10 protein-coding genes are annotated in these 20313 nt (G+C 70.9%); 3 read left to right on the forward strand and 7 right to left on the reverse strand.

Features of this window, described 5'->3' with window-relative positions:
- Positions 1 to 323: 323 nt before the first annotated feature.
- The 7 genes from GV015_RS17560 to GV015_RS17590 form a co-directional block, all read right to left on the reverse strand.
- Positions 324 to 593, reverse strand: coding sequence for an HPr family phosphocarrier protein (locus GV015_RS17560; RefSeq protein ID WP_056014456.1), 270 nt, complete (start codon positions 591 to 593; stop codon positions 324 to 326).
- Positions 594 to 672: 79 nt separating this feature from the next.
- Entirely contained in the window at positions 673 to 2715 is a 2043-nt protein-coding gene (locus tag GV015_RS17565) for a fructose-specific PTS transporter subunit EIIC (RefSeq protein WP_159879692.1), read from the reverse strand.
- 118 nt (positions 2716 to 2833) lie between these two features.
- Positions 2834 to 3835 (reverse strand): 1-phosphofructokinase family hexose kinase, encoded by a 1002-nt coding sequence (locus GV015_RS17570; RefSeq protein WP_159879694.1) that lies wholly within the window; start codon positions 3833 to 3835, stop codon positions 2834 to 2836.
- Positions 3832 to 4620 (reverse strand): DeoR/GlpR family DNA-binding transcription regulator, encoded by a 789-nt coding sequence (locus GV015_RS17575; RefSeq protein ID WP_159879696.1) that lies wholly within the window; start codon positions 4618 to 4620, stop codon positions 3832 to 3834. The genes GV015_RS17570 and GV015_RS17575 overlap by 4 nt, the downstream gene beginning before the upstream one ends.
- Before the next feature lie 339 nt (positions 4621 to 4959).
- Positions 4960 to 5985 carry an HTTM domain-containing protein gene (locus GV015_RS17580; RefSeq protein ID WP_137243732.1) on the reverse strand — a complete coding sequence of 342 codons (1026 nt, stop codon included), beginning with the start codon at positions 5983 to 5985 and terminating at the stop codon, positions 4960 to 4962.
- Complete coding sequence (locus GV015_RS17585; protein WP_159879698.1) at positions 5982 to 6710, reverse strand: DUF5819 family protein; 729 nt, start codon at positions 6708 to 6710, stop codon at positions 5982 to 5984. Before GV015_RS17585 ends, GV015_RS17580 begins: the two co-directional genes overlap by 4 nt.
- Before the next feature lie 338 nt (positions 6711 to 7048).
- On the reverse strand, positions 7049 to 15394 hold the full coding sequence (locus GV015_RS17590; RefSeq protein WP_159879700.1) for a hypothetical protein: 8346 nt from the start codon (positions 15392 to 15394) through the stop codon (positions 7049 to 7051).
- Between the two features lie 514 nt (positions 15395 to 15908).
- Between GV015_RS17590 and GV015_RS19205 the strand changes: the two genes are divergently transcribed.
- The 3 genes from GV015_RS19205 to GV015_RS17605 all read left to right on the forward strand — a co-directional run bounded on the left by GV015_RS19205 (position 15909) and on the right by GV015_RS17605 (position 20307).
- Positions 15909 to 18797: a LuxR C-terminal-related transcriptional regulator gene (locus tag GV015_RS19205; RefSeq protein WP_159879702.1), complete on the forward strand. Its 2889-nt coding sequence runs from the start codon at positions 15909 to 15911 to the stop codon at positions 18795 to 18797.
- 197 nt (positions 18798 to 18994) lie between these two features.
- Entirely contained in the window at positions 18995 to 19639 is a 645-nt protein-coding gene (locus tag GV015_RS17600) for a SipW-dependent-type signal peptide-containing protein (protein WP_137243736.1), read from the forward strand.
- Between the two features lie 20 nt (positions 19640 to 19659).
- The gene (locus tag GV015_RS17605; RefSeq protein WP_159879704.1) at positions 19660 to 20307 is read left to right on the forward strand and encodes a SipW-dependent-type signal peptide-containing protein; all 648 of its coding nucleotides are present in this window, start codon (positions 19660 to 19662) and stop codon (positions 20305 to 20307) included.
- Positions 20308 to 20313 lie beyond the last annotated feature (6 nt).

Consider the following 20313-nt stretch of genomic DNA (forward strand, 5'->3'; position numbering starts at 1 on the left):
AACCCCGTCACCCGTCGTCTCGGGTGGCGGGGTTCGTCGTGTGTCGGCAGGCGCGCGGTTCCCCGGGGGCACTTCGACAAGCTCAGTGACCGGAACGGTTCCACGCACGACACGACACGGTTCCCCGAGGACACTTCGACAAGCTCAGTGACCGGAACGGTTCCACGCACGACACGAAACGGTTCCCCGAGGACACTTCGACAAGCTCAGTGACCGGAGCCCTTCCCGCGGAGAGACCCGCTCCCTGAGCCTGTCGAAGGGCCCACGAGGAAACCCCGCCGTCCGAGATGACTCGGGCGGCGGGGCTTCGTGGTGCGGGGTGACTACTCGGCGTCGAGGTCCGTCTCGAGGAGACCGGCGAGCTCGGCGAGCGCCTCGTCGGCGCCCTCGCCCTCAGCGCGGAGGGTGACGACGTCGCCGTTGGTGGCGCCGAGGCTCATGATCGTGAGGATGCTCGAGGCGTCGAGCGGGCCCGAGTCGCCCAGCTCGATCGTGACGGGCACCGGCTGGCGCTTGACCGTCTCGATGAAGAGCTTGGCGGGGCGGGCGTGCAGCCCGACGCGGCTGGCGATGGTGGCTTGGCGTTCGGCCATGATGATGCTCCTTCTGCGGTTCGGTTGGTGCCGGCCGGACCAGTGGATCAGGTCAGGCTGTGGATCGGACGGGTACGGATCAGACGGTCGCGGGCTCGGTGGCGACTGCGGGGGCTGCCGAGTCGGCGCCCTCCATCGGACGACGACGGGCGAACCGCTTGAGCAGGATGACCGCGACGGCGGTGATGACCGTGCCGACGGCGACCGACAGGATGAACATCCCGATGTTGCCGATGGCGAAGAACACGAAGATGCCACCGTGCGGTGCCTGCGAGGTGACGCCGGTCGCCATGATGAGCGCACCGGTGGCGGCACCACCGAGGATCGACGCCGGGATGACGCGGAACAGGTCGGCCGCGGCGAACGGGATCGCACCCTCGCTGATGAACGCGGCGCCGAGCAGCCAGGCTGCCTTGCCGTTCTCCCGCTCGACCGCGGTGAACGAACGACGGCTGAGGACGGTCGAGGCGAGCGCCATCGCGAGCGGCGGCACCATGCCGGCGGCCATCACGGCGGCCATGATCTGCCACGGTGCCTGGTTGGCGAGCGTTCCCGCACCGAGTCCGGCGACGGCGAACGAGTACGCGACCTTGTTGACCGGGCCGCCGAGGTCGAACGCCATCATCGTGCCGAGGATGACCCCGAGCAGGATGGCGGAGACGCCGGTGAGACCGGACAGCCACGAGTTGAGGCCGTTCATGAGCGCGGCGATCGGGCCGCCGAGGACGAGGATCATGAGGCCGGAGGCGACGATCGATCCGAGGAGCGGGATGATCACGACGGGCATCAGCCCGCGCAACCAGCGGGGCACGTTGAGTCGGCCGAGGCCGTAGGCGACACCACCGGCGAGCAGACCACCGACGAGTCCGCCGAGGAAGCCGGCGCTCATGAGGAGGGCGACGGCGCCGGCGACGAACCCGGGCGCGATGCCCGGGCGGTCGGCGATGGCGTAGGCGATGTAGCCGGCGAGGGCCGGGACGAGGAACGCCATCGAGGCGTTGCCGATGGAGAACGCGACGGCACCGAGGTAGGCGCCGAGTCCGCCGGCCGGCAGGTTCACGAGGCTGTTCTCGACGATGATCTTGCCGGCGTTCTCCGTGATGTTGTATCCGCCGAGGAGGAAGCCGAGGGCGATGAGCAGACCGCCACCCGCGACGAACGGGATCATGTAGCTGACGCCGGTGAGCAGCCAGCGCTTGATCGACTGACCGACGTTGGCGTCCTTCTTGTCCGACGTCGACGCGGAGGCATCGCCGGCCGCTGCGGCGACCCGCGGGGCGTTCGGGTTCGAGATCGCGGCGACCGCGTCGTTGATGAGCTGTTCCGGGGCGTCGATGCCGCGCTTCACGGGAGCCTTGATGACGGGCTTGCCGGCGAAGCGGGTGACGTCGCGGACGTCCACGTCGACGGCGAAGATGACCGCCTGCGCCTTCGCGACGACGTCGGCGGGCAGCGGGGTCGCACCGGAGGCGCCCTGCGTCTCGACGTGCAGCTCGACACCGAGGCGCTTGGCGGTGGCGGCGAGCGAGTCGGCCGCCATGTAGGTGTGGGCGATGCCCGTCGCGCACGAGGTGACCGCGATGAGCACGGGCCGTGCGGCCTGGTCGCCGGCCTCGACGGGAGCCGTCGCGGCGCGCTCGGCTGCGGGAGCCGACGCCGGCTTGGGTGCATCGCTGAGTGCACCATCGACGAGGGCGACCACCGCGGCGGCGTCGGGCGCCTCTCGCAGCGACGTCACGAACTCGGGCTTGATGAGCGAGCGGGCGAGCTTCGACAGGAGGGCGAGGTGCGCCTGGTCGGCGCCGTCCGGAGCCGCGATGAAGAAGAGGAGGTCGGCCGGGCCGTCGTCGGAACCGAAGTCGACGAGCGGCGAGACGCGGGCCATCGCGAGCGTCGGCTCGGTGACGGCGGCTGAACGGCAGTGCGGGATCGCGATGCCGCCGGGGATGCCGGTGTCGGTCTTGCTCTCCCGCGCCCAGGCGTCGGCGAAGAGGGCCTCGGTGTCGGTGGCACGGCCGGCGCGGACGACGAGCTCGGCGAGCGCGCGGATGACACCCGCGCGATCGGTGCCGAGGTCGGCGTCGAGGGCGACGAGCCCTGGGGTGATGAGTGGGGTGGACATCTGGGTTCTCCTTCGAAACGGATGCTGGTGCTTCGGGTGGTCGGGGCGGCCCTTCGACAAGCTCAGGGACCGGGGTGGGCGGTCAGGGACCGGGGTGGGCGGTCAGGGACCGGGGCGGTCAGGGGGCGGAGGGGATCCGCTGCGGGAGCTGGGCGACGTCGATGGCGGCGGCGTCCGTCCCGCTGAGCGCCGGCACGTCGCTGCCCGGGAGTGCCGCGGCTGCGGCTCCGTGGGCGACGGCCTGCGCGAGGCGTGCTGCAGGTGCGTGACCTGCGGTTCGGGCGATCAGGTAGCCGGCGAGGGAGGAGTCCCCCGCACCGACGGTGCTGCGCGCGACGATCTTCGGGGCCCGGGCCGACCAGGCGGTGTCACCCTCCACGAGGACGGCTCCTCGGGAGCCGAGCGTGACGAGGACGGCGGCGACCGGGCCGGTTCGGTCCGTGGTGCCGATGAGCCTGGCGGCGACGGACGCGGCGAGCGCCGGGTCCGCCTCGATCTCCTCGCCGGACGCGGTGCCGGTGAGCTCGGCGAGTTCGGCACCGTTCGGCTTGATGAGGTCGACGCGTTCCCCGGTGACGGCGAAGGCGGCGAGGAGGGCGGCGAGCGGCTCCCCCGAGCTGTCGACGGCGACGAGCGGGCGAGTGCCGTCGGTGAGGGCGCGAGCGGCCCGGACGATCCGTGCGTAGAAGTCGGCCGGCAGCCCGGGTGGCAGCGAACCGGCGATGACGAGCCACTCGGCACTCGCGGCGGCACGGGCGGTCGCGTCGACGAGGCGTGCAGCGTCGTCCTCGGTGAGGAGCGGACCCGGCTCGTTGATCTTGGTCGTGGTGCCGTCGGGCTCGGTCAGCGTGATGTTGCGGCGCACGGGCTGCCCGGTCGGGACGGCGAGGACGTCGATGCCCTGCGCGCGGAGCGACTCGATCATCGGGTCGGTCGATTCGCCGGGGAGGACGGCGATGGTCGCCAACTCGGCGGCGGCGATCGCCCGCGAGACGTTGACGCCCTTGCCGCCCGGCTGCTCCCGGCTGGCGAGTGCGCGGAGGACCTCGCCGCGCTCGACGATGCCGGGGAGCTCCACCGTGTGGTCGAGCGAGGGGTTGGCGGTCAGGGTGATGATCATGCGACGACCACCTCGACACCCGCAGCCTCGAGGGCATCCGCGAGCGTCGTCGGAACGACCTCGTCGGTGATGACGGTGTCGATCTCGTCGAGGGCGGCGAAGCGGATGAGCGCTTCCTCGCCGAGCTTGGCGGCGTCGGCGAGGACGACGGCCCGTCGCGAACCGCGGACGATCGCCGACTTCACGGCGCCCTCGAGCTCGTCGGGCGTGCTGAGGCCGAAGTCGGCGCTGACTCCGTTGGCGCCGACGAAGGCGATGTCGGGGCGGAACCGGCCGAGCTCGTCGACGGTCGTGCTGCCGACCGCCGCGCTCGTGATGCCACGGACGCGGCCGCCGAGGAGGTGCAGTTCGACGTGGTCGCAGTGGTGGAGCGTCGCGGCGATCGGGACGGAGTTGGTGATGACCGTCAGCGTCTGGCCGGCGGTGGCCGGGCGCCAGGTGACGAGGAGGTCGGCGAGGTGGGCCGTGGTCGTGCCGGCGTCGATGACGATCGAGCCGCTGAACGTGGCCGGGATGAGCCGGAGGGCCGCTCGGGCGATCGTGGCCTTCGCGTCGCTCCGCTGGCCCTGGCGGTCGGCGAGGCTGGCCTCGGCGACGGAGGCACGCGCTGCGGAGACGGCGCCGCCGTGGACGCGGCGCAGGACGCCGGAGGTTTCGAGCTGGTCGAGGTCGCGGCGGATCGTCTCGGCGGTGACGCCCAGCTCACGGGAGACGTCGGCGACGGAGACCCGTCCGCTCGTCTTCACCCGGCTGGTGATGTGCTCGTGCCGCTCCGTCGCGTACATGCGTCGTCCTTGACCTTCGTTTCCGGTGTTGCAGGCTTGCAGTGCGAAGAAAGTATCACACAAACACAGAGAAACACAGATCCACTTCTACGCCGGACCCTGAGCTTGTCGAAGGGCAGCAACCATCCCTGGACTCTGAGCCTGTCGAAGGGCAGCAACCATCCCCGGTCCCTGAGCCTGTCGAAGGGCGCAGTTCGACAAGCTCAGTGACCGATCGAGTAGGACGGTCGGCAGCGGCTCAGGGCGCGAGGGAAGGGACCGGCAAAGGGGTGGCGGTCGGCGCAACCGTGGCGCCGACCGCCGGTTCGTCTCGCACCCGAACGCGCGAGACGGCTGTGGTCACGACGGCGAACCGGCCGACGTCGTGACGGGTCTTTCGGTCCTCTGGCGCTCCGGCAGCAGCTGGCGGAGCACTCCCCCGGCGTGCGACGCCCACCGACCGACGGCGACCCAACTGCGGTCGCGGACGAAGAGCAGGTCGAGGGCGATCATCGCGAGCGAGAACGGCCACAGCCCGAGGAAGAGGCCGATGCCGAGGTGCATCAGGATCGTGAAGCCGAGCGCGAGGATCCGCGTCGGCCGCCACAGGATCAGCACCGGGAACAGCAGCTGCACCCAGACCGACAGGAACGTGGCGACCCAGACGAACGGACCGACCTGCCAGGCGAGGTCGCTCAGTGCGGGGAACGGCCGGAACACGTCGAGGACGAGCGAGTAGTAGAACGCCGTGCCCTCCCGCCACTCGGGACCCATGAGCTTGTAGATGCCGGAGTTCACGTAGACGAGCATGATCTGGTAAGCGCAGAGGAGGACCGCGGTGTTGTTGGCGGCGTTCGCGAGCCAGGCCGGGATCGCGAACCGACCGCGCAGGATCGGCCGCAGCGCTCGACCCCGCCGCTTGGTGAGCCAGGCGTCGACCGACCAGTGACGCGACAGGTCCGCGAACACCAGGAACAGCAGCGTGATGCGGATGATCGTGTCGCCGCCGTTGGTCAGCACCGTGCTGTTGGTCGCGAGCCCCACCCAGAACACGAGCAGGACGGGCGTGACGAACCGGGTCTGCCAGCCGACGAGGAACAGCAGCCCGAGCACGATGAGCACCCCGTAGGCGAGGTCGAAGACGAAGGCGCTGTCCTTCGTGAAGACGAGCTCGAACAGCGGGAACCACGCGCGACGGTTCGCCTCCGGGTCGACCCACTTCGACGCGACGCCCCAGAGGTAGTGGCGGTCGGCGAGGCTCGTGAACAGGAAGCTGACGATCGCGACACCGTAGAGGATCCGCAGGGCGGAGAGGCTGTAGCCGGCGTGCTTGGCACCCGTGACCCAGCCGGCGAACCGGTCGAACGATGCGCGGACGGCGTTCATCGCGCACCTCCGTAGCGGGTGACGACGTCGCGGTAGACGGCGAGGGTCTCCGGGTCGATGACGTCGTCGACGTGCCGCCAGCCGAAGGTGACGGCGGTGTCGTCGAACTGCTGCTCCTCGGAGAAGCGGTTCTCGAAGTCGTTCGGGCGTGTGCGGTCGATCCGCCACCGGACGCGCTCGACGTCCTGGTCGAAGTACGCCGTGGAGAACGCGGTCGCGTACTCCTTGAGCATGTAGTCGTAGCGGAGGAACCGGACGACGTCGCCCTGCCCCGAGCCCGGCGTCGTGCTGACGGCGTCGAGGTCGGCGATGAGCGACTCGGCCGACTGGGCGCGATACCCGCCACCGTCGGCTCGCTGGATGAAGGTGTCGCGGACGAGCTCGCGCTGCTGGGCGTCGAGGGCGAGGTAGCGGGCGTTGTAGGCGAGCATCGCGTTCCACGAGGACTTCTGGATGCGCGACGGCTCGGCGTGGCCGGGGACGGCCTGCTGCTCGAGCTTCGTCACGTTGACCCAGTCGGACTTCACGAGCGTCCCGTCGGCGTCGCGCCACTGGGCCTGGACGGAGAAGGTGATGTTCGTCTTCATGATGCTCGGCGCGAAGACGTTCCACTTCTGCGTGAAGTACGGGCCGGCTGCGGCGACGACGGCACCACGGACTGGTGTGGTCGGTGAGACGATGACGAGGGTGCCCGCGACGTAGACGCCGACGAGGGCGATCGACACCGCGGCGGCGATGCGCGCGGCCCGCTTCGGTGGGGCGGCTTCGTCCCGAGACGATCCCGCTCCCCGGTCCTGCCGACCGGATGCCGGTGCCTGATCGCCGTCCGGTTCCTCGCGGCCGTCCGGTCCCTGAGCCCCTTCCGGTCCCTGAGCCCCTTCCGGTCCCTGAGCTTGTCGAAGGGTGTCAGAACGACCCCCGACGGGTGTGCGTGTGATCGGAGTCACGGTTCCTCCTTGGTGCTGGGTGGTGATGAAACCGCGGGGCACCGGTTCGGCGGTGTCTCCGCGGGAGAAGGAGCAGGCCGTGCCGACCCGAATGCGGCACGGCCTGCTCGGCGAGGTCACTCCATACGCGCCCGTCGCGTGGCCACGAAGGCGCCTCCGAGGAGGAGCATCATGGCGCCGAGCCCCCCGAGCCACAGGCCGTCGAAGCCGGTGCTCGGCAGACCGGGGCGTGACCCCGGTGCGGTGGCGGCCACCGCGGTGACCGTGAAGGCGGTGGCCTCACGATCGAGCGGCAGGTCGCCGGTCACGGATCCGGAGAGTTCCACCCGGTGCGCACCCAGCTCGAGCGACGAGTCGATCGGGAAGGTGAACGTGGCGTTCCCGGAGACGTCAGCGATGACGGGCGTCAGTGCGAACGGGGTCGAGAAGACCGTGGCCGAGATGGTCTCGCCGGGCTCGAAGCCGGTGGCGTAGACCTCCTGGATCACACCCGTGTCGCGGACGATCGTCGAGTACTTGACCGTCGCCTGACGCTCGTCGCCGGCGTCGGTGTCGCCATCGGCGTCAGCGGCGGTGTCGGCAGCAGCGTCCACGTCAGCTGCAACATCGGTGTCGGCAGCGGCGTCAGTGTCGGCAGCAGCATCGACGTCAGCAGCAGCATCCACATCGGCCGCAGCGTCAGTGTCAGCGTCAGCATCCGTGTCGGCAGCAGCATCCGTGTCGGCAGCAGCATCGACGTCAGCCGCAGCATCCGTGTCAGCAGCAGCGTCCGTGTCAGCAGCAGCATCGACGTCAGCAGCAGCATCCGTGTCGGCAGCAGCGTCCGTGTCAGCCGCAGCATCCACATCAGCCGCAGCATCGACGTCGGCAGCAGCATCGGTGTCGGTAGCGGCGTCCACGTCAGCCGCAGCATCCGTGTCGACATCAGCCGCAGCATCGACGTCAGCAGCAGCATCCGTGTCAGCAGCAGCATCCGTGTCAGCCGCAGCATCCACATCGGCAGCAGCGTCCGTGTCAGCAGCAGCATCCACATCAGCCGCCGCATCCACGTCGGCCGCAGCATCGGTGTCGGCAGCAGCGTCCGTGTCAGCAGCAGCATCCGTGTCAGCAGCAGCATCCGTGTCAGCAGCAGCATCCGTGTCGGCGGCAGCGTCCACGTCTGCGGCAGCGTCCACGTCTGCGGCAGCGTCCGTGTCAGCCGCAGCGTCCACATCGGCAGCAGCGTCTACGTCTGCGGCAGCATCCACATCGGCAGCAGCGTCGGTGTCGGCGGCAGCGTCCACGTCAGCCGCAGCATCCACATCAGTCGCAGCGTCCGTGTCAGCCGCAGCGTCCACATCGGCAGCAGCGTCGACGTCAGCGGCAGCATCCACATCGGCAGCAGCGTCGGTGTCGGCGGCAGCGTCCACGTCAGCCGCAGCATCCACATCAGTCGCAGCGTCCGTGTCAGCCGCAGCGTCCACATCGGCAGCAGCGTCCACGTCAGCCGCAGCGTCGACGTCAGCGGCAGCGTCCACGTCTGCAGCAGCATCCACATCAGCGGCGGCATCGACGTCCACGTCCACATCAGCGGCGGCATCCACGTCGGCGTCCACGTCGGCAGCAGCGTCCACATCGACCGCAGCTGCGTCGGTGTCGACGTCGACCGCTCCGTCCTCGATCGTGACGTCAGCCTCGGCCGGCGTCTCGGAGACATCGCCTTCGGCGGTCACCGTGACCGGTCCGGGCGTGTAGTCGTCCGGGATCGGCAGGTCCACGGTGAAGGAACCGTCAGGGTTCGTCACCACGGTGACGGACGGTGCGCCCGGGATGGACACCGTGACCGTCTCGCCACCGGCGAAGCCCGTCCCGTCGACCGTGACCGTCTCACCCGGCAGCACCGAGGACGGGTCGACCGTGATGGCCGTGTCGTACGCGAGGATCTCGATGATCGTCGTCGCCGGCTCGTCCGATGCTGCACCGAGTGCCGTCACCGTGACGTCGCCGAGCGCGTAGCCGTCGGGGACCGGCAGGGTCACCGTGAAGCCGCCGCCGGCGTTCGTCACCTGCGTGACGACCGGGGCGCCGGGGATCGACACCGTGACCGTCTCGTTGGCTGCGAAGCCCGATCCGGTGATGACCGTCGTGTTGCCGGCGATCAGCGCGTTCGGGGAGGCGGTGATGACGGGCGAGAACACGATGGCGGTGACCGTGACGGTCGCGGTGGCCGGCGTCTGCGACACCGCTCCCTCCGCCGTGACGACCAGCGGGCCGACGGGCGCGTTCGCGGGGACCGTGATCCCGACCGAGAACTCGCCGGCACCGTTCGTGGTCGCAGGGACGGCGGCGCCACCGGGCACCGTGACCGTGACGGACTCGTTCGGCGCGAAACCGGTGCCCGTGACGAGCGTCGCTCCGCCGGCCGCGACCGTGCTCGGGTCGGCGGTGATCGCCGTCTCGTAGGCCTCGACCGTGAGCTCCGCCTCGGCGGGCGTCGCCGAGGTCTCACCGACCGCGGTCACCGTGACGGGCCCGGCGGGCGTTCCGGGCGGCACCGGCAGGGTCGCGGTGAAGCCGCCGTCGCCGTCGGCCGTCACCACGACGGGGTCGCCGCCGGGGATCGAGACGCTGACCGACTCGTTCGGCTGGAAGCCGGTACCGGTGACCGTGGTGGTCTGGCCCGGGTTCACCGTGTCCGGTGTGAGGGTGATCGCCGTGTCGTAAACCGTGGCCTCGACCGTGACGGTGGTGGTCGCCTCGGTCGCCGAGACGACGCCGAGTGCGGTGACCGTGACCGGACCGGTCGCGAAGCCCTGCGGGACGGCGAACGTCGTGGTGATCTCACCGTCGGCGTTCGAGGTGACCGTCACCGGCGCGAGGCCGGGGAAGGTGACCGTGACGCTCTCGGTCGGCGCGAAACCGGTGCCCGTGATCTCCGTCGAGGTGCCGCCGGGGACCGTCGCCGGGTCGGCAATGATCGTCGGCGTGTAGACCACGTCGACCGTGAGGTTCGTCGTCGCAGGGGTGTCGGACGTCGCACCGAGCGCGGTCACGACGACCGCACCCTCGGCGTAGTCGGCCGGCACGGGCAGCGACACGGAGATGGTGCCGGTCGCCGTCGCCGTGGTGGTCACCGGGTCGGCGCCGGGGATCGAGACCGTGACGCTCTCGGTCGGCGCGAAACCGGTGCCGGTGACGAGGGTGCTGGCACCCGCGACGACGGTGGTCGGGTCAGCCGTGATGGCCGTGACGTAGGTCGTGGCCTCGACGGTGAGCGTCGCCGTGGCGGGGGTCGCCGAGACGGTACCGGTGGCGGTGACCGTGACGTCACCGATCGGGAAGTCCGCGGGGAGCGTGACGCTCACGGAGATCTCGCCGTCGGCGTTCGCCGTGGTCGGGAACGGGTCGACGATGCCCGGGACCGTGACACTCACGCTCTCGTTCGGGGCGAAGCCCGCACCGGTGACGGTCGTGCTGCCACCCGGCGCGATGGTCGCGGGATCGAGGGCGATCGCCGTCTCGTAGGCGAGCACCGTGACGGTGGTCGTCGCGTCGGTCGCCGAGAGGGCACCGGTCGCCGTGACGACGAGCTCCCCTGCGGTGGTGCCCGACGGGATCTGCAGGGCGGCGGTGAAGCCGCCGTCGCCGTTCGCCGTCACGACAACCGGTGTGCCACCGGGGATGGAGACCGAGACGGACTCGTTCGGTGCGAACCCGGTACCGGTGATCGTCGTCGAGGTGCCGGGGAGCAGCGTGTCGGGGTCGGCGGCGATCGCGGTCTCGTAGGGCACCACGGTCACGTCGGCGTCGGCGGGCGTGTTCGACGTGTCACCGGTCGCGGTGATCGTGATCGGTCCGGCCGGGGTTCCGGCGGGGATCGTGATGGGCTGCGTGAAGCCGCCGTCGCCGTTCGTCGTCACCGTGACGGGGTCGCCGCCCGGGATCGTGATGGTGACGGTCTCGTTCGGCGTGAAGCCGGTGCCCGTGACGGTGGTGGTTCCACCCGGGTTGGCCGTCGTCGGGTCCACCGTGATCGCCGTGTCGTACACGACCGCTTCGACGAGGACCGAGGTCTGCGCCGGCGTGAGCGACAGGGCGCCCGTGGCCGTGAACGTCACGGTCGCGGGGACGAAGTCCGCCGGGAAGGCGACCACCTGACTGATCTCGCCGAGACCGTTCGCCGTGGTCACGACGTCGTCGAAGCCGGGAGCCGAGATGGTCACCGACTCGTTCGCGACGTAGCCGGTGCCGGACAGGATCGTCGAGTCACCGGGGTTCAGCGTCGACGGTGTGGCCGTGAGCGTCGTCTCGAACGCCTCGACGGTGACCGCCGCAGTGGCAGGCGTGGCCGACACCGCTCCGACGGCCGTCACGACGACGGGGCCGGCGGGGGTGCCGGGCAGGATCGGCAGGATGGCGGTGATGTCGCCGTCCGGGCCGGCCTCCACCACGACGGGCGTGCCGCCGGGGATGGAGACGGAGACGGACTCACCGGGCAGGAAGCCCGTTCCGGTGACGGTGGTGCTGCCGCCGGGGAGGAGCGTGTCGGGGTCCGCGGTGATCGCCGTGTCGTAGACCGTCGCCTCGACCGTGACCGTGGTCGTCGCCTCGGTCGCGGAGACGACGCCGAGGGCCGTGACCGTGACCGGACCGACCGCGAAGTCCTGCGGGACGTCGATGGTGGTCGTGATCTCGCCCGCTGCGTTCGACGTGACGGTGATCGGGTCGAGGCCCGGGAAGGTGACTGTGACGCTCTCGCTCGGCGCGAAGCCGGTGCCCGAGATCTCGGTGCTGGTGCCGCCGGGGACCGTGGCCGGGTCGGCGGTGATCGTCGGGGTGTAGACGACGTCGACAGCGAGGTTCGTCGTGGCGGGGGCCTCGGAGACCTCACCGAGGGCGGTCACGACGACCGTGCCCTCCGCGTAGTCCGCCGGGACCGGCAGCGACACGGAGATGGTGCCGGTCGCCGAGGCCTGGGTGGTGACCGCGGGCGCGCCGGGGATGGAGACCGTGACGGTCTCGTCGGGCTCGAAGCCGGTACCGGTGACGAGCGTGCTCTCCCCCGCGACGACGGTCGTCGGGTCGACCGTGATGGCCGTGACGTAGGTGGTCGCCTCGACGGCGAGCGTCGCCGTGGCTGGGGTCGCCGAGACGGCGCCGGTGGCGGTGACGGTGACGTCGCCGAGCGGGAAGTCCGCGGGGAGCGTGACACTGACCGTGATCTCACCGTCGCCGTTCGCCGTGGTCGTCACGGGCGTGGCGAGGCCGGGGATGGTGATCGTGACCGTCTCCTGAGGGACGAAGCCCGAGCCGGTGACGACCGTGCTGCCGCCAGGGGCGACGGTCTGTGGGTCGAGCGCGATCGCGGTGTCGTACGCCTCGACGGTGATGACCGTCTCGGCCGGGGTGGCGGAGACCGCGCCGGTGGCGGTGACCGTGAGCTGGCCGGCGGGCGTACCGGAGGGGATCGGCAAGACGGCCGTGAAGCCGCCATCGCCGTCAGCCGTCACGACGACGGGCGTGCCGTCCGGGTAGGAGACGGAGACCGACTCGTTCGCGGCGAAGCCGGTGCCGGTGATCGTGGTCGAGTTGCCGGGGAGGAGCGAGGCCGGGTCGGCGGTGATGGCCGTGTCGTACGGCAGCACCTCGAGGTCGGCGGTCGCCGGAGTGGCGGAGGTCTCGCCGGTGGCGGTGACGACGAGCGTCGCGGCCGGTGTCCCGGCCGGGACGGGCAGGTCGACGGTGAAGCCACCGTCGCCGTCCGCCTCGACGGTCACCGGGGTGCCGCCCGGGTAGCCGACGGTGACCGTCTCACCGGGCAGGAAGCCGGTGCCGGTCACGGTCGTGGTGTTCCCGGGGATGAGCGACGTCGGGTCCAGCGTGATGGCGGTGTCGTAGATCGTCGCGGTGACGGTGACGACGGTGGTCGCTTCGGTCGCGGACACGGCGCCGAGCGCGGTGACCGTGACGTCGCCGACCGCGAAGTCCTGCGGGACCGCGATGGGGGTGCCGATCGCGCCGAGTGCCGTGGCGGTGACGGTGATCGGATCGAGGCCGGGGAACGTCACGACGACGTCCTCGCCGGGCGCGAAGCCCGCGCCGTTGATGATCGTGGTCGTGCCACCCGCGACCGTGGCCGGGACTGCGACGATCGAGGTCTCGTAGACCACGGTGAGGTTGGTGGTGCCCGGGGTGTCGGACGTCTCACCGAGCGCGGTCACGACGACCGGGCCTGCGGCGTAGTCGGCGGGAATATCGAGGTCGACCGAGATCGTGCCGGTTCCGGTGGCCGTCGTGGTGACCGGGTCGACGCCGGGGATCGAGACGGAGACCGTCTCGCCCGAGGCGAAGCCGGTGCCGGTGATCGTCGTGGTCCCACCGGCGACGACACTGGCCGGGTCGGCGGTGATGGCGGTGACGTACTGGGTCGCCTCGACGGTGACCGTCGTGGTCGCGGGGCTGGCCGAGGAGGCACCGGTCGCCGTGACCGTCACGGGGCCGAGCGGGAAGTCCGCCGGGAGCGTGAGGCTGGCGGAGATCGTGCCGGTGCCCGACGCTGTGGTCACGATCGGGTCGGTGAGACCGGGGACGGTGATCGACACCGACTCGCCGGGCAGGAACCCGGTGCCGGTGATGGTGGTGCTGCCACCAGGCGCGATCGTCGCCGGGTCGGCGGTGATGGCGGTCAGGAACGGCGCGACGACGAGGTCGGTGGTGGCCGGGGTGTCGGAGGTCGCACCGGTGGCGGTGAACGTCAGGGTCGCCGGGGTGAAGCCGGCGGGGATCGCGACGCTCTGGCTGATCACACCGGCGGCATCCGACGTCGTGGTGACCGGGTCGAGGCCTGGCGCGGTGACGGTGACCTGCTCGTTCGCCGCGAAGCCGGTGCCGTCGATCACGGTGGACTGGCCGGGGTTGACGGTCGCGGGCGTGGCGGTGATGGCCGTGTCGTACACGACGAGCGTGCCGCGCACCGAGGACGACGCGAGGTTGACCGTCGCGAGCGAGATCGCCGGGACGAGGGAGATCTGCACGGCTCGGACGGTCGCCGATCCGTCACCGAGGTCGCCGGTCGCCGGCTGCACGTTGGCGGTGACGTCGGCGACGAGCCGCACGATGTTCAGGATGGGGCCGACGACGTTCGCCGCCAGGCCGCCGGTGATCCCGTTGAGACCGGTGTTGAGCGTGTTCAGACCGGTGAACGCGGTTCCGACGACGCCCTTGACGAGGTTGAGGACGAGGTTGACCACGCCGTCCAGCGTGAGTCCGAGGGTCGCGAGGATCGGGTTCAGCACGTTCGGGAGGAGCCCCGCCGAGGTGAAGGCGGCGGTACCGTTCTGGACCGCCCCGAGGGTCGAGTCGAGCGACAGGGAGATGACCGGCACCTGGGTGACCACGACGTTCGTCGTGACGTTGCCGGTGACCTGGATACGTGTGTTGTCCACGGCCGTCTGCAGGCCGGCGGACACGGCCGTGACCTGCGCGGTGACGGCAGACGTGATCGCGGCCGCGATGGCGGCACCGATCGGGCCGGACAGCAGCGAGGTGTTCGGCGGCAGGTCGTTGAGGTCGGGCAGCGTCGGGTCGTTCGCGAGCAGGGTCGCGAGGTCGACGGTCACGGCGCCCGTGAGCAGGTTGACGGAGACGCCGGTCGCCGCCGACTGCGACGCCTGGGTGGTGAGGATGCCGTTGACGACGGTCGCGAGGTTCGGCGGGGTGACCGTCCCCGTCGCGCTCACGCGGAGGACGCCGATGAGGTTCGCGTTCAGCGCGGTGTTGAGCGCCGAGGTGAGCCCGTTGAGCGTGGTCTGCAGCGGCGGGAGGAGACCGGTCACCTGCGTCCCGACGTTCTGCACGAGCGGGCTCTGGAAGGTGAGCGTCGCACCGGCGATCTGGTAGTCGGGAACGGCCGTGGCGCCACCCGTCTGCGAGATCGTGGAGGCGAGGGCACCGAGGCTGAGGGAGAGGTCGCTGAGGATGCCGCCGGTCGGGGTCCCGACCCGGCCGAGCAGACCGGTGAGGTCGAGTTCGGCGTTCGCCGGCGGAGCATCGGGGCCACCGATGGAGACGCCGCCCTGGTCGGTGACCGCGCCTGAGCCGGCGATCGCGTCACCGTTGTCGGCCGCGGCACCGTATTGGGCGACCGCACCGAGCTCGATGACGCCGTTGGCGCCGAACAGTTGGAGCGAGCTGCCGAGGTCGACGCCGAGGGTGTTCAGCACCTCGGCGGACAGCGGGTTCGCGGCGACCGGGTGCACCCCGCTCGGGTTCTCGGCACGGGCGCCGGCGACTGCGGCGAGGGCGTCGAGATTGATTCCGGCCGCCTGTCCACCGAGGAAGCGGCCGAAGCCGTCGGACACGTCGGACGGGGCCGCTGTGGCCGCCGTCGTCGATCCCATGGCGATGACCGTGCCGACCACGGCCATGGCCGCGACCTTCCACGCACGGCCTCGGCCGAGGATGCTTCGCTGCTGTTCCCCCACGGTGGAACCCTTTCTTCGGTGCACGGGCGAACCCGCGACTGGCGTCGATCCCGGCCAATCTATGGGCGGGCTCCCCTGTCCCCCAGAGGAGGGACCCCAACCTCCGTAGTGCCGGATGGAAAACCGGTACTGGCCTCCGCAGTGGGAGGCGGCGCCGCGGGACGCCGGGTTTCGATCGGTCCCGGAGGGCCTCCGACGCGTCATCGGTGGCGGTGCTCCAGTGCAGTCGGATCCATCCGCGTCATGTCATCGATGACGGTTGAGAGATAACCCCCACCGGCCGGGGGTCTACCCCCCAAACGGGTGCGTAGTTTCTACTGAGAACGCTCTCTTAGGGCTGCGGGAGCACTCAGGGATTACGGATAATGGGGCATCCGACGGAGTATTCGCAGCGTCCCTAGTGATGCGGATCCCGTCGTCCTGACGGAGCTTGAGGGGGCTGCGATATGGAAGAACCGGTTGCGACGGCAGTGGAGCGAAAGCCACATCCGAGGTCGGCCGAGCAGGTCATCCCATGAACCCGGGTGCGCATCGGTTCAGTGGCGGCGCGCGGTCCGCCGCATCGCCCACCCGTCGCTCCGGCGAGTTCCGCCAATCCGCCACCCGCGCTCCCGCCCAACCGAGCGGTCGAGCGGCCGCGATCGCCCGGATGACGGCGCTCATCGCGAACCGGACCAGCACGCTCCTCGTCGGACCACACGGCTACGGCAAGACCTTCACCGCGGACGCGATCGGACGTCGGATGCACGAGGAAGGACGCCCGGTCATCCACGTGTCGGGTGCGTCACGGGACGCCTCGCACACGCTGAGCGACTGGCGCACGGTACCGAGCGGTGCCGTCTTCATCGTCGACGACGGGGCGAACCTCCACCCGGCGAGCCTCACCGACATCATCGAACTCTCGCGGTCGCGTGAGCAGGTCGCCCTGGTGACGCTGGAGCAGGAGCTCGCCGGACTGCAGGGGCGCGGCGACGATTCAGCCGACCGGCTCCTCGCCGTCTGGCGGACCGGGTCGCTCACGCGGATCGACCTCCCGGCGCTCGACGGGTTCGAAGCCTCGACGATGGTGGACGAGGCCGCCGACGACGCGGTCCTCGACGACATGGCCAAGGCCGTCATCGTGCGACTGAGCAACGGCTCGCCACGGCTCGTGCATGAGCTCACGAAGGACGCCCTCGAGACGGGCGGGGAGTTCTACCTGCCGCGCAGCATCCTCTCGCTCGGGGTCGCAGGGGTCTCACCAAGGGTGCACGACCTCACGGAACCCCAGCTCTCCCGGCTCGAGGACGAGGGCCGGTACGCCCTGGTCATGTTGGCGAAGCTCGGTCCGGTCCCCTACTCGCGCGCGATCCGCCTGCTCGGCGAGCATCAGTTGCACGCGCTCCTCCGGCTCGGACTCGCGCGGAACGACGGCTCGGGCCAGGACCGCATCGTCGCCGACGAACTGCACGCGTGGTCGGCACTCGCGGAGTGGCGCCACAGCGGGCGACTGCACCGCCACGACCGCGTCCAGCGGACGCTCATCTCGGACCTGCGTGGCGGTGCCCGTCTCACGCCGAACGAGTCCTTCATCCTCGGCCGGTACTGGCTGACGGCCCCGCACACCGAGCTGGACGAGGGGTTCGAGTCACTCACGATGGCCCGCACCTTCCTCGAGGCGGCGCACGTCGCGAACGTCTCCGGCCTCGCCGAGGACGGTCGTCTGCTCGCCGAACGCGCGTACACCTGGCGCCCATCCGTGGCAGCGGCGCTCCAGTGGTCACGTTCGCTCGCCATGCTGGGCGACGGTGACGGGGCTCAGCGGGTCCTCGAGGTCGATCCCGCGGCCGATTCCGACGAGGACATGCAGGCGGAGGTCGTGAGTTGGCGGGCGACCCTCGATCGCTGGTCCGAACGCACCTGCGCGCAGGAGCTGACGGAGCAGGAGGAGCACAGCCGCCTGCTGTCCCAGCGCATCCTGATGGTCGAGACCTGGCGCGACCAGGATCGGCAGGAGCCGACCGAAGGCGATGCCGTCTTCTGGAAGGTCCTGCGCGACACCGACGCCGCGCAGTCCTCGCGACTCTATGCCGCCGCTGCGCTCGTGACCAGGCTCGGCCTCAGGCTGCCACCGTCCGAGCTGCGGGAGCTGCTCCAGCTGGGTGACGCCGTCTATCGGTCGGTGCCCTACAGCGCAGCGCGGCCGTTGTCGCACGCCCTGCGCGACGCGAGCGCCATGTACGTCCTGTCGGCCGGCACCATCCGCCTGCTCACCGGACTCTCCTGGGCCGGCTTCGCGCGCTACATCGACGAGTTCGTCGCTCGTGCCGAGCGCGGGACCGGGCGCCTGGCGACGACGGACCAGTGCATCGTCGGGATCCTCGGAGCCCAGTTGGCGTTCTTCGATGGCCGCCCGGACCGAACCGTGGCCGACCTCCGGGTCGTCGAACGGCTCCTCGACTCGACCGTTCCGCCCGAGGTGCACACGCAGACCGCGCTCCTCCTCGTCGGTGCTCTCGCTCAGACCGGCGAGCTCGAGGAGGCGACGGAACGGCGAGCTGCCGAGGACGAACGCCTCATCGCCGCCTCCACGGTCCTCTCCTATCTGGCCGACATCGCCGACTTCGGTCTGCTGATGGCAGGCGGTCGCGTCATGGACGCCCGGGATCACCTGCGTCGGCTCGCGCAGGACATCCGGAAGCCGCTGACCCAGCGGATCTACTCCGCGAGCCTGGCCGCCGCGGCCGGCGCCGACCTGTCCGAGACACTGTCCTGGGTCGTGGACGCCCGATCGCAGGAGCTCACGCCCCTGCAGGCGTCGCTCATGCTGCTCCTCGAGGCCGGCGCCGCCGGCGACGCGAGCCGCGCAGAGGAGGCCGCCTGTTCGCTCGAGGAGGTCGGAGCGCGGCATCGGGCGATCGGGGCCCATCTGCTCGCAGAACGACTCCACGAGGCCCAGGGGCGACTGCAGCACGCCCGCCGTTGCGCGGAGCGGGCCGCAGAACTCGTGGGTCCCACGCCAGGCGCCGCTGCGGATGCGGAGGCCCGATGGACCTCGGTCGTGTCTCCGTCGCCCGTGTTCGCCACCTACCGGCCGGAGACGACCGAGGAGACCGCGCCGGTCGAGCGCACCGTCCCGGTCGAGCCGCACTCGACGCACGCACCCCTGGCCTACCTCTCCCGCGGGCAGACGGACACCGGCCAGGAGGCCGCCGCCGCCGACCTGAGCGCACTCACCCGGCGGGAGCTGGAGGTCGCCCTGCTCATCGCGCAAGGACTGAGCAATCAGGAGATCGCGACGCGGCTCTTCCTCAGCGTCCGCACCGTCGAGTCGCACGTGCTCCAAGCACGGACGAAGCTGGGCGCGGGGAGACGGCGCGACCTCGGCCGCCTGGTCGCGCAGTCCTCGCAGCGTCAGGCCTGATCCCCTGAGCGGGCGACGCAGCGCGGTTCAGCAGTTTTCTCGGTAGCGTCCGGCGATCCCAGTACCCCACTACTGGTTACAACCGTCAGCCTGCTGCCTATCGTCCTGAGGGTGTCGTGAGACGCGCGGAGGTCGTCTCCGCACGCCCGACACCTGTGGTGACGCGAGCCGTCACCGGCGGACTCCAGGGGGCTTCCATGACCATCGACACCAGCACCGAGGCCTCAGCGGCCACCGGCACCGACGCGCCCGTCCGCGGCCAGCGCAGCAAGCGGGCGAAGGCGATCCTCGCCGGCGGCCTGGTGCTCGGCGTCGGTGCGGCCATCACGCTCGCTGCCTGGAACGACTCCGAGTTCGCGACCGGGATCTTCGCCGGTGGTGGGTTCGGCATCGAGGGCAGCACGGACGGCACCGCGTTCACCGAGCACCCGACCGAGGCTGCGGCCGCCCCGCTCACCTTCGCGGTCGAAGCCGACAACCTGGCGCCCGAGGAGCCTGTCTACGCCGGCTTCGCCGTCCAGCTGACCGCCGCGTCGACGTACGCCGGCACGGTCGACATCACCGCCACGAGCGGAGCCGCCATCGCCTCCTCGCTCAGCTACTCCGTCGTGGAGACCACCACCTTCGGCTGCGACGCCGCGAGCTTCGCCGCCGGCGACCCGCTCGTGACGGATGCCGCCACGACGTCGAGCACGGCCGCGGACATCTTCACGCTCGGTGCCGTCACCACGCCGGTGTTCCTCTGCTTCGAGGTCACCCCGGCGGCGAGCCTCCCGCAGTCGTCGCCGAGCGGCACCGTCGTCTGGGAGTTCGCGGCCGAGTCCACCACCCCGCTGCCGTAACCCGCAGCGGAACGACGACCATGGGACGGCACACCCCGGCGGCGGGGAGACACCACCGCACCGATGCACGACGGAGCACGTCGCGCTACACGAAGGCCAGAGCGGCCCTCGCGGCAGCGCTCGTGCTGGGCGTCGGGACCTCGCTCACCCTCGCGGCCTGGAGCGACGACGAGTTCGGAACGGCGACCTTCGCGGCGAGCACCTTCGCCGTGGAGTCGCAGACCTCGTCGTCGACCTGGGCGGCGCACGAGGCGGCGAACCCGGCCACGCTGGTGTTCAACGCCACCGCCATGTCGCCAGGACTCTCCCAGTTCGCCTACATCGACATCCGCACGACCGCTGCGACGAACATCGGCGGGACGGCGGCGCTGTCGGCAGTCTCGGCGGCGACGGGCACCCTCCTGCCGCAGCTCGAGTACCGCGTGGTCACGACGGCGGCGGGCACGGCGTGCAACGCCGCCGCGTTCGCCTCGGCGACCGTCCCCGCGTACACCGCGTCGCTCTCGACGGGCACGGCTCCGCCGACCGCGACCGGCGCGCTCACCGCGGCGGGCAACTCCACCGTGCGCTTCTGCTTCGACGTGCGGGTGAAGGCCGGCACCGCCTCCAGCTTCCAGGGCGGCACGGCGTCGGCGACCTGGGTGTTCACCAGCACCTCCAGTTCCTGATCGGAG

Origin of the sequence: Plantibacter sp. T3, assembly GCF_902506515.1 — a bacterium.
GTDB classification, from domain to species: domain Bacteria; phylum Actinomycetota; class Actinomycetes; order Actinomycetales; family Microbacteriaceae; genus Plantibacter; species Plantibacter auratus.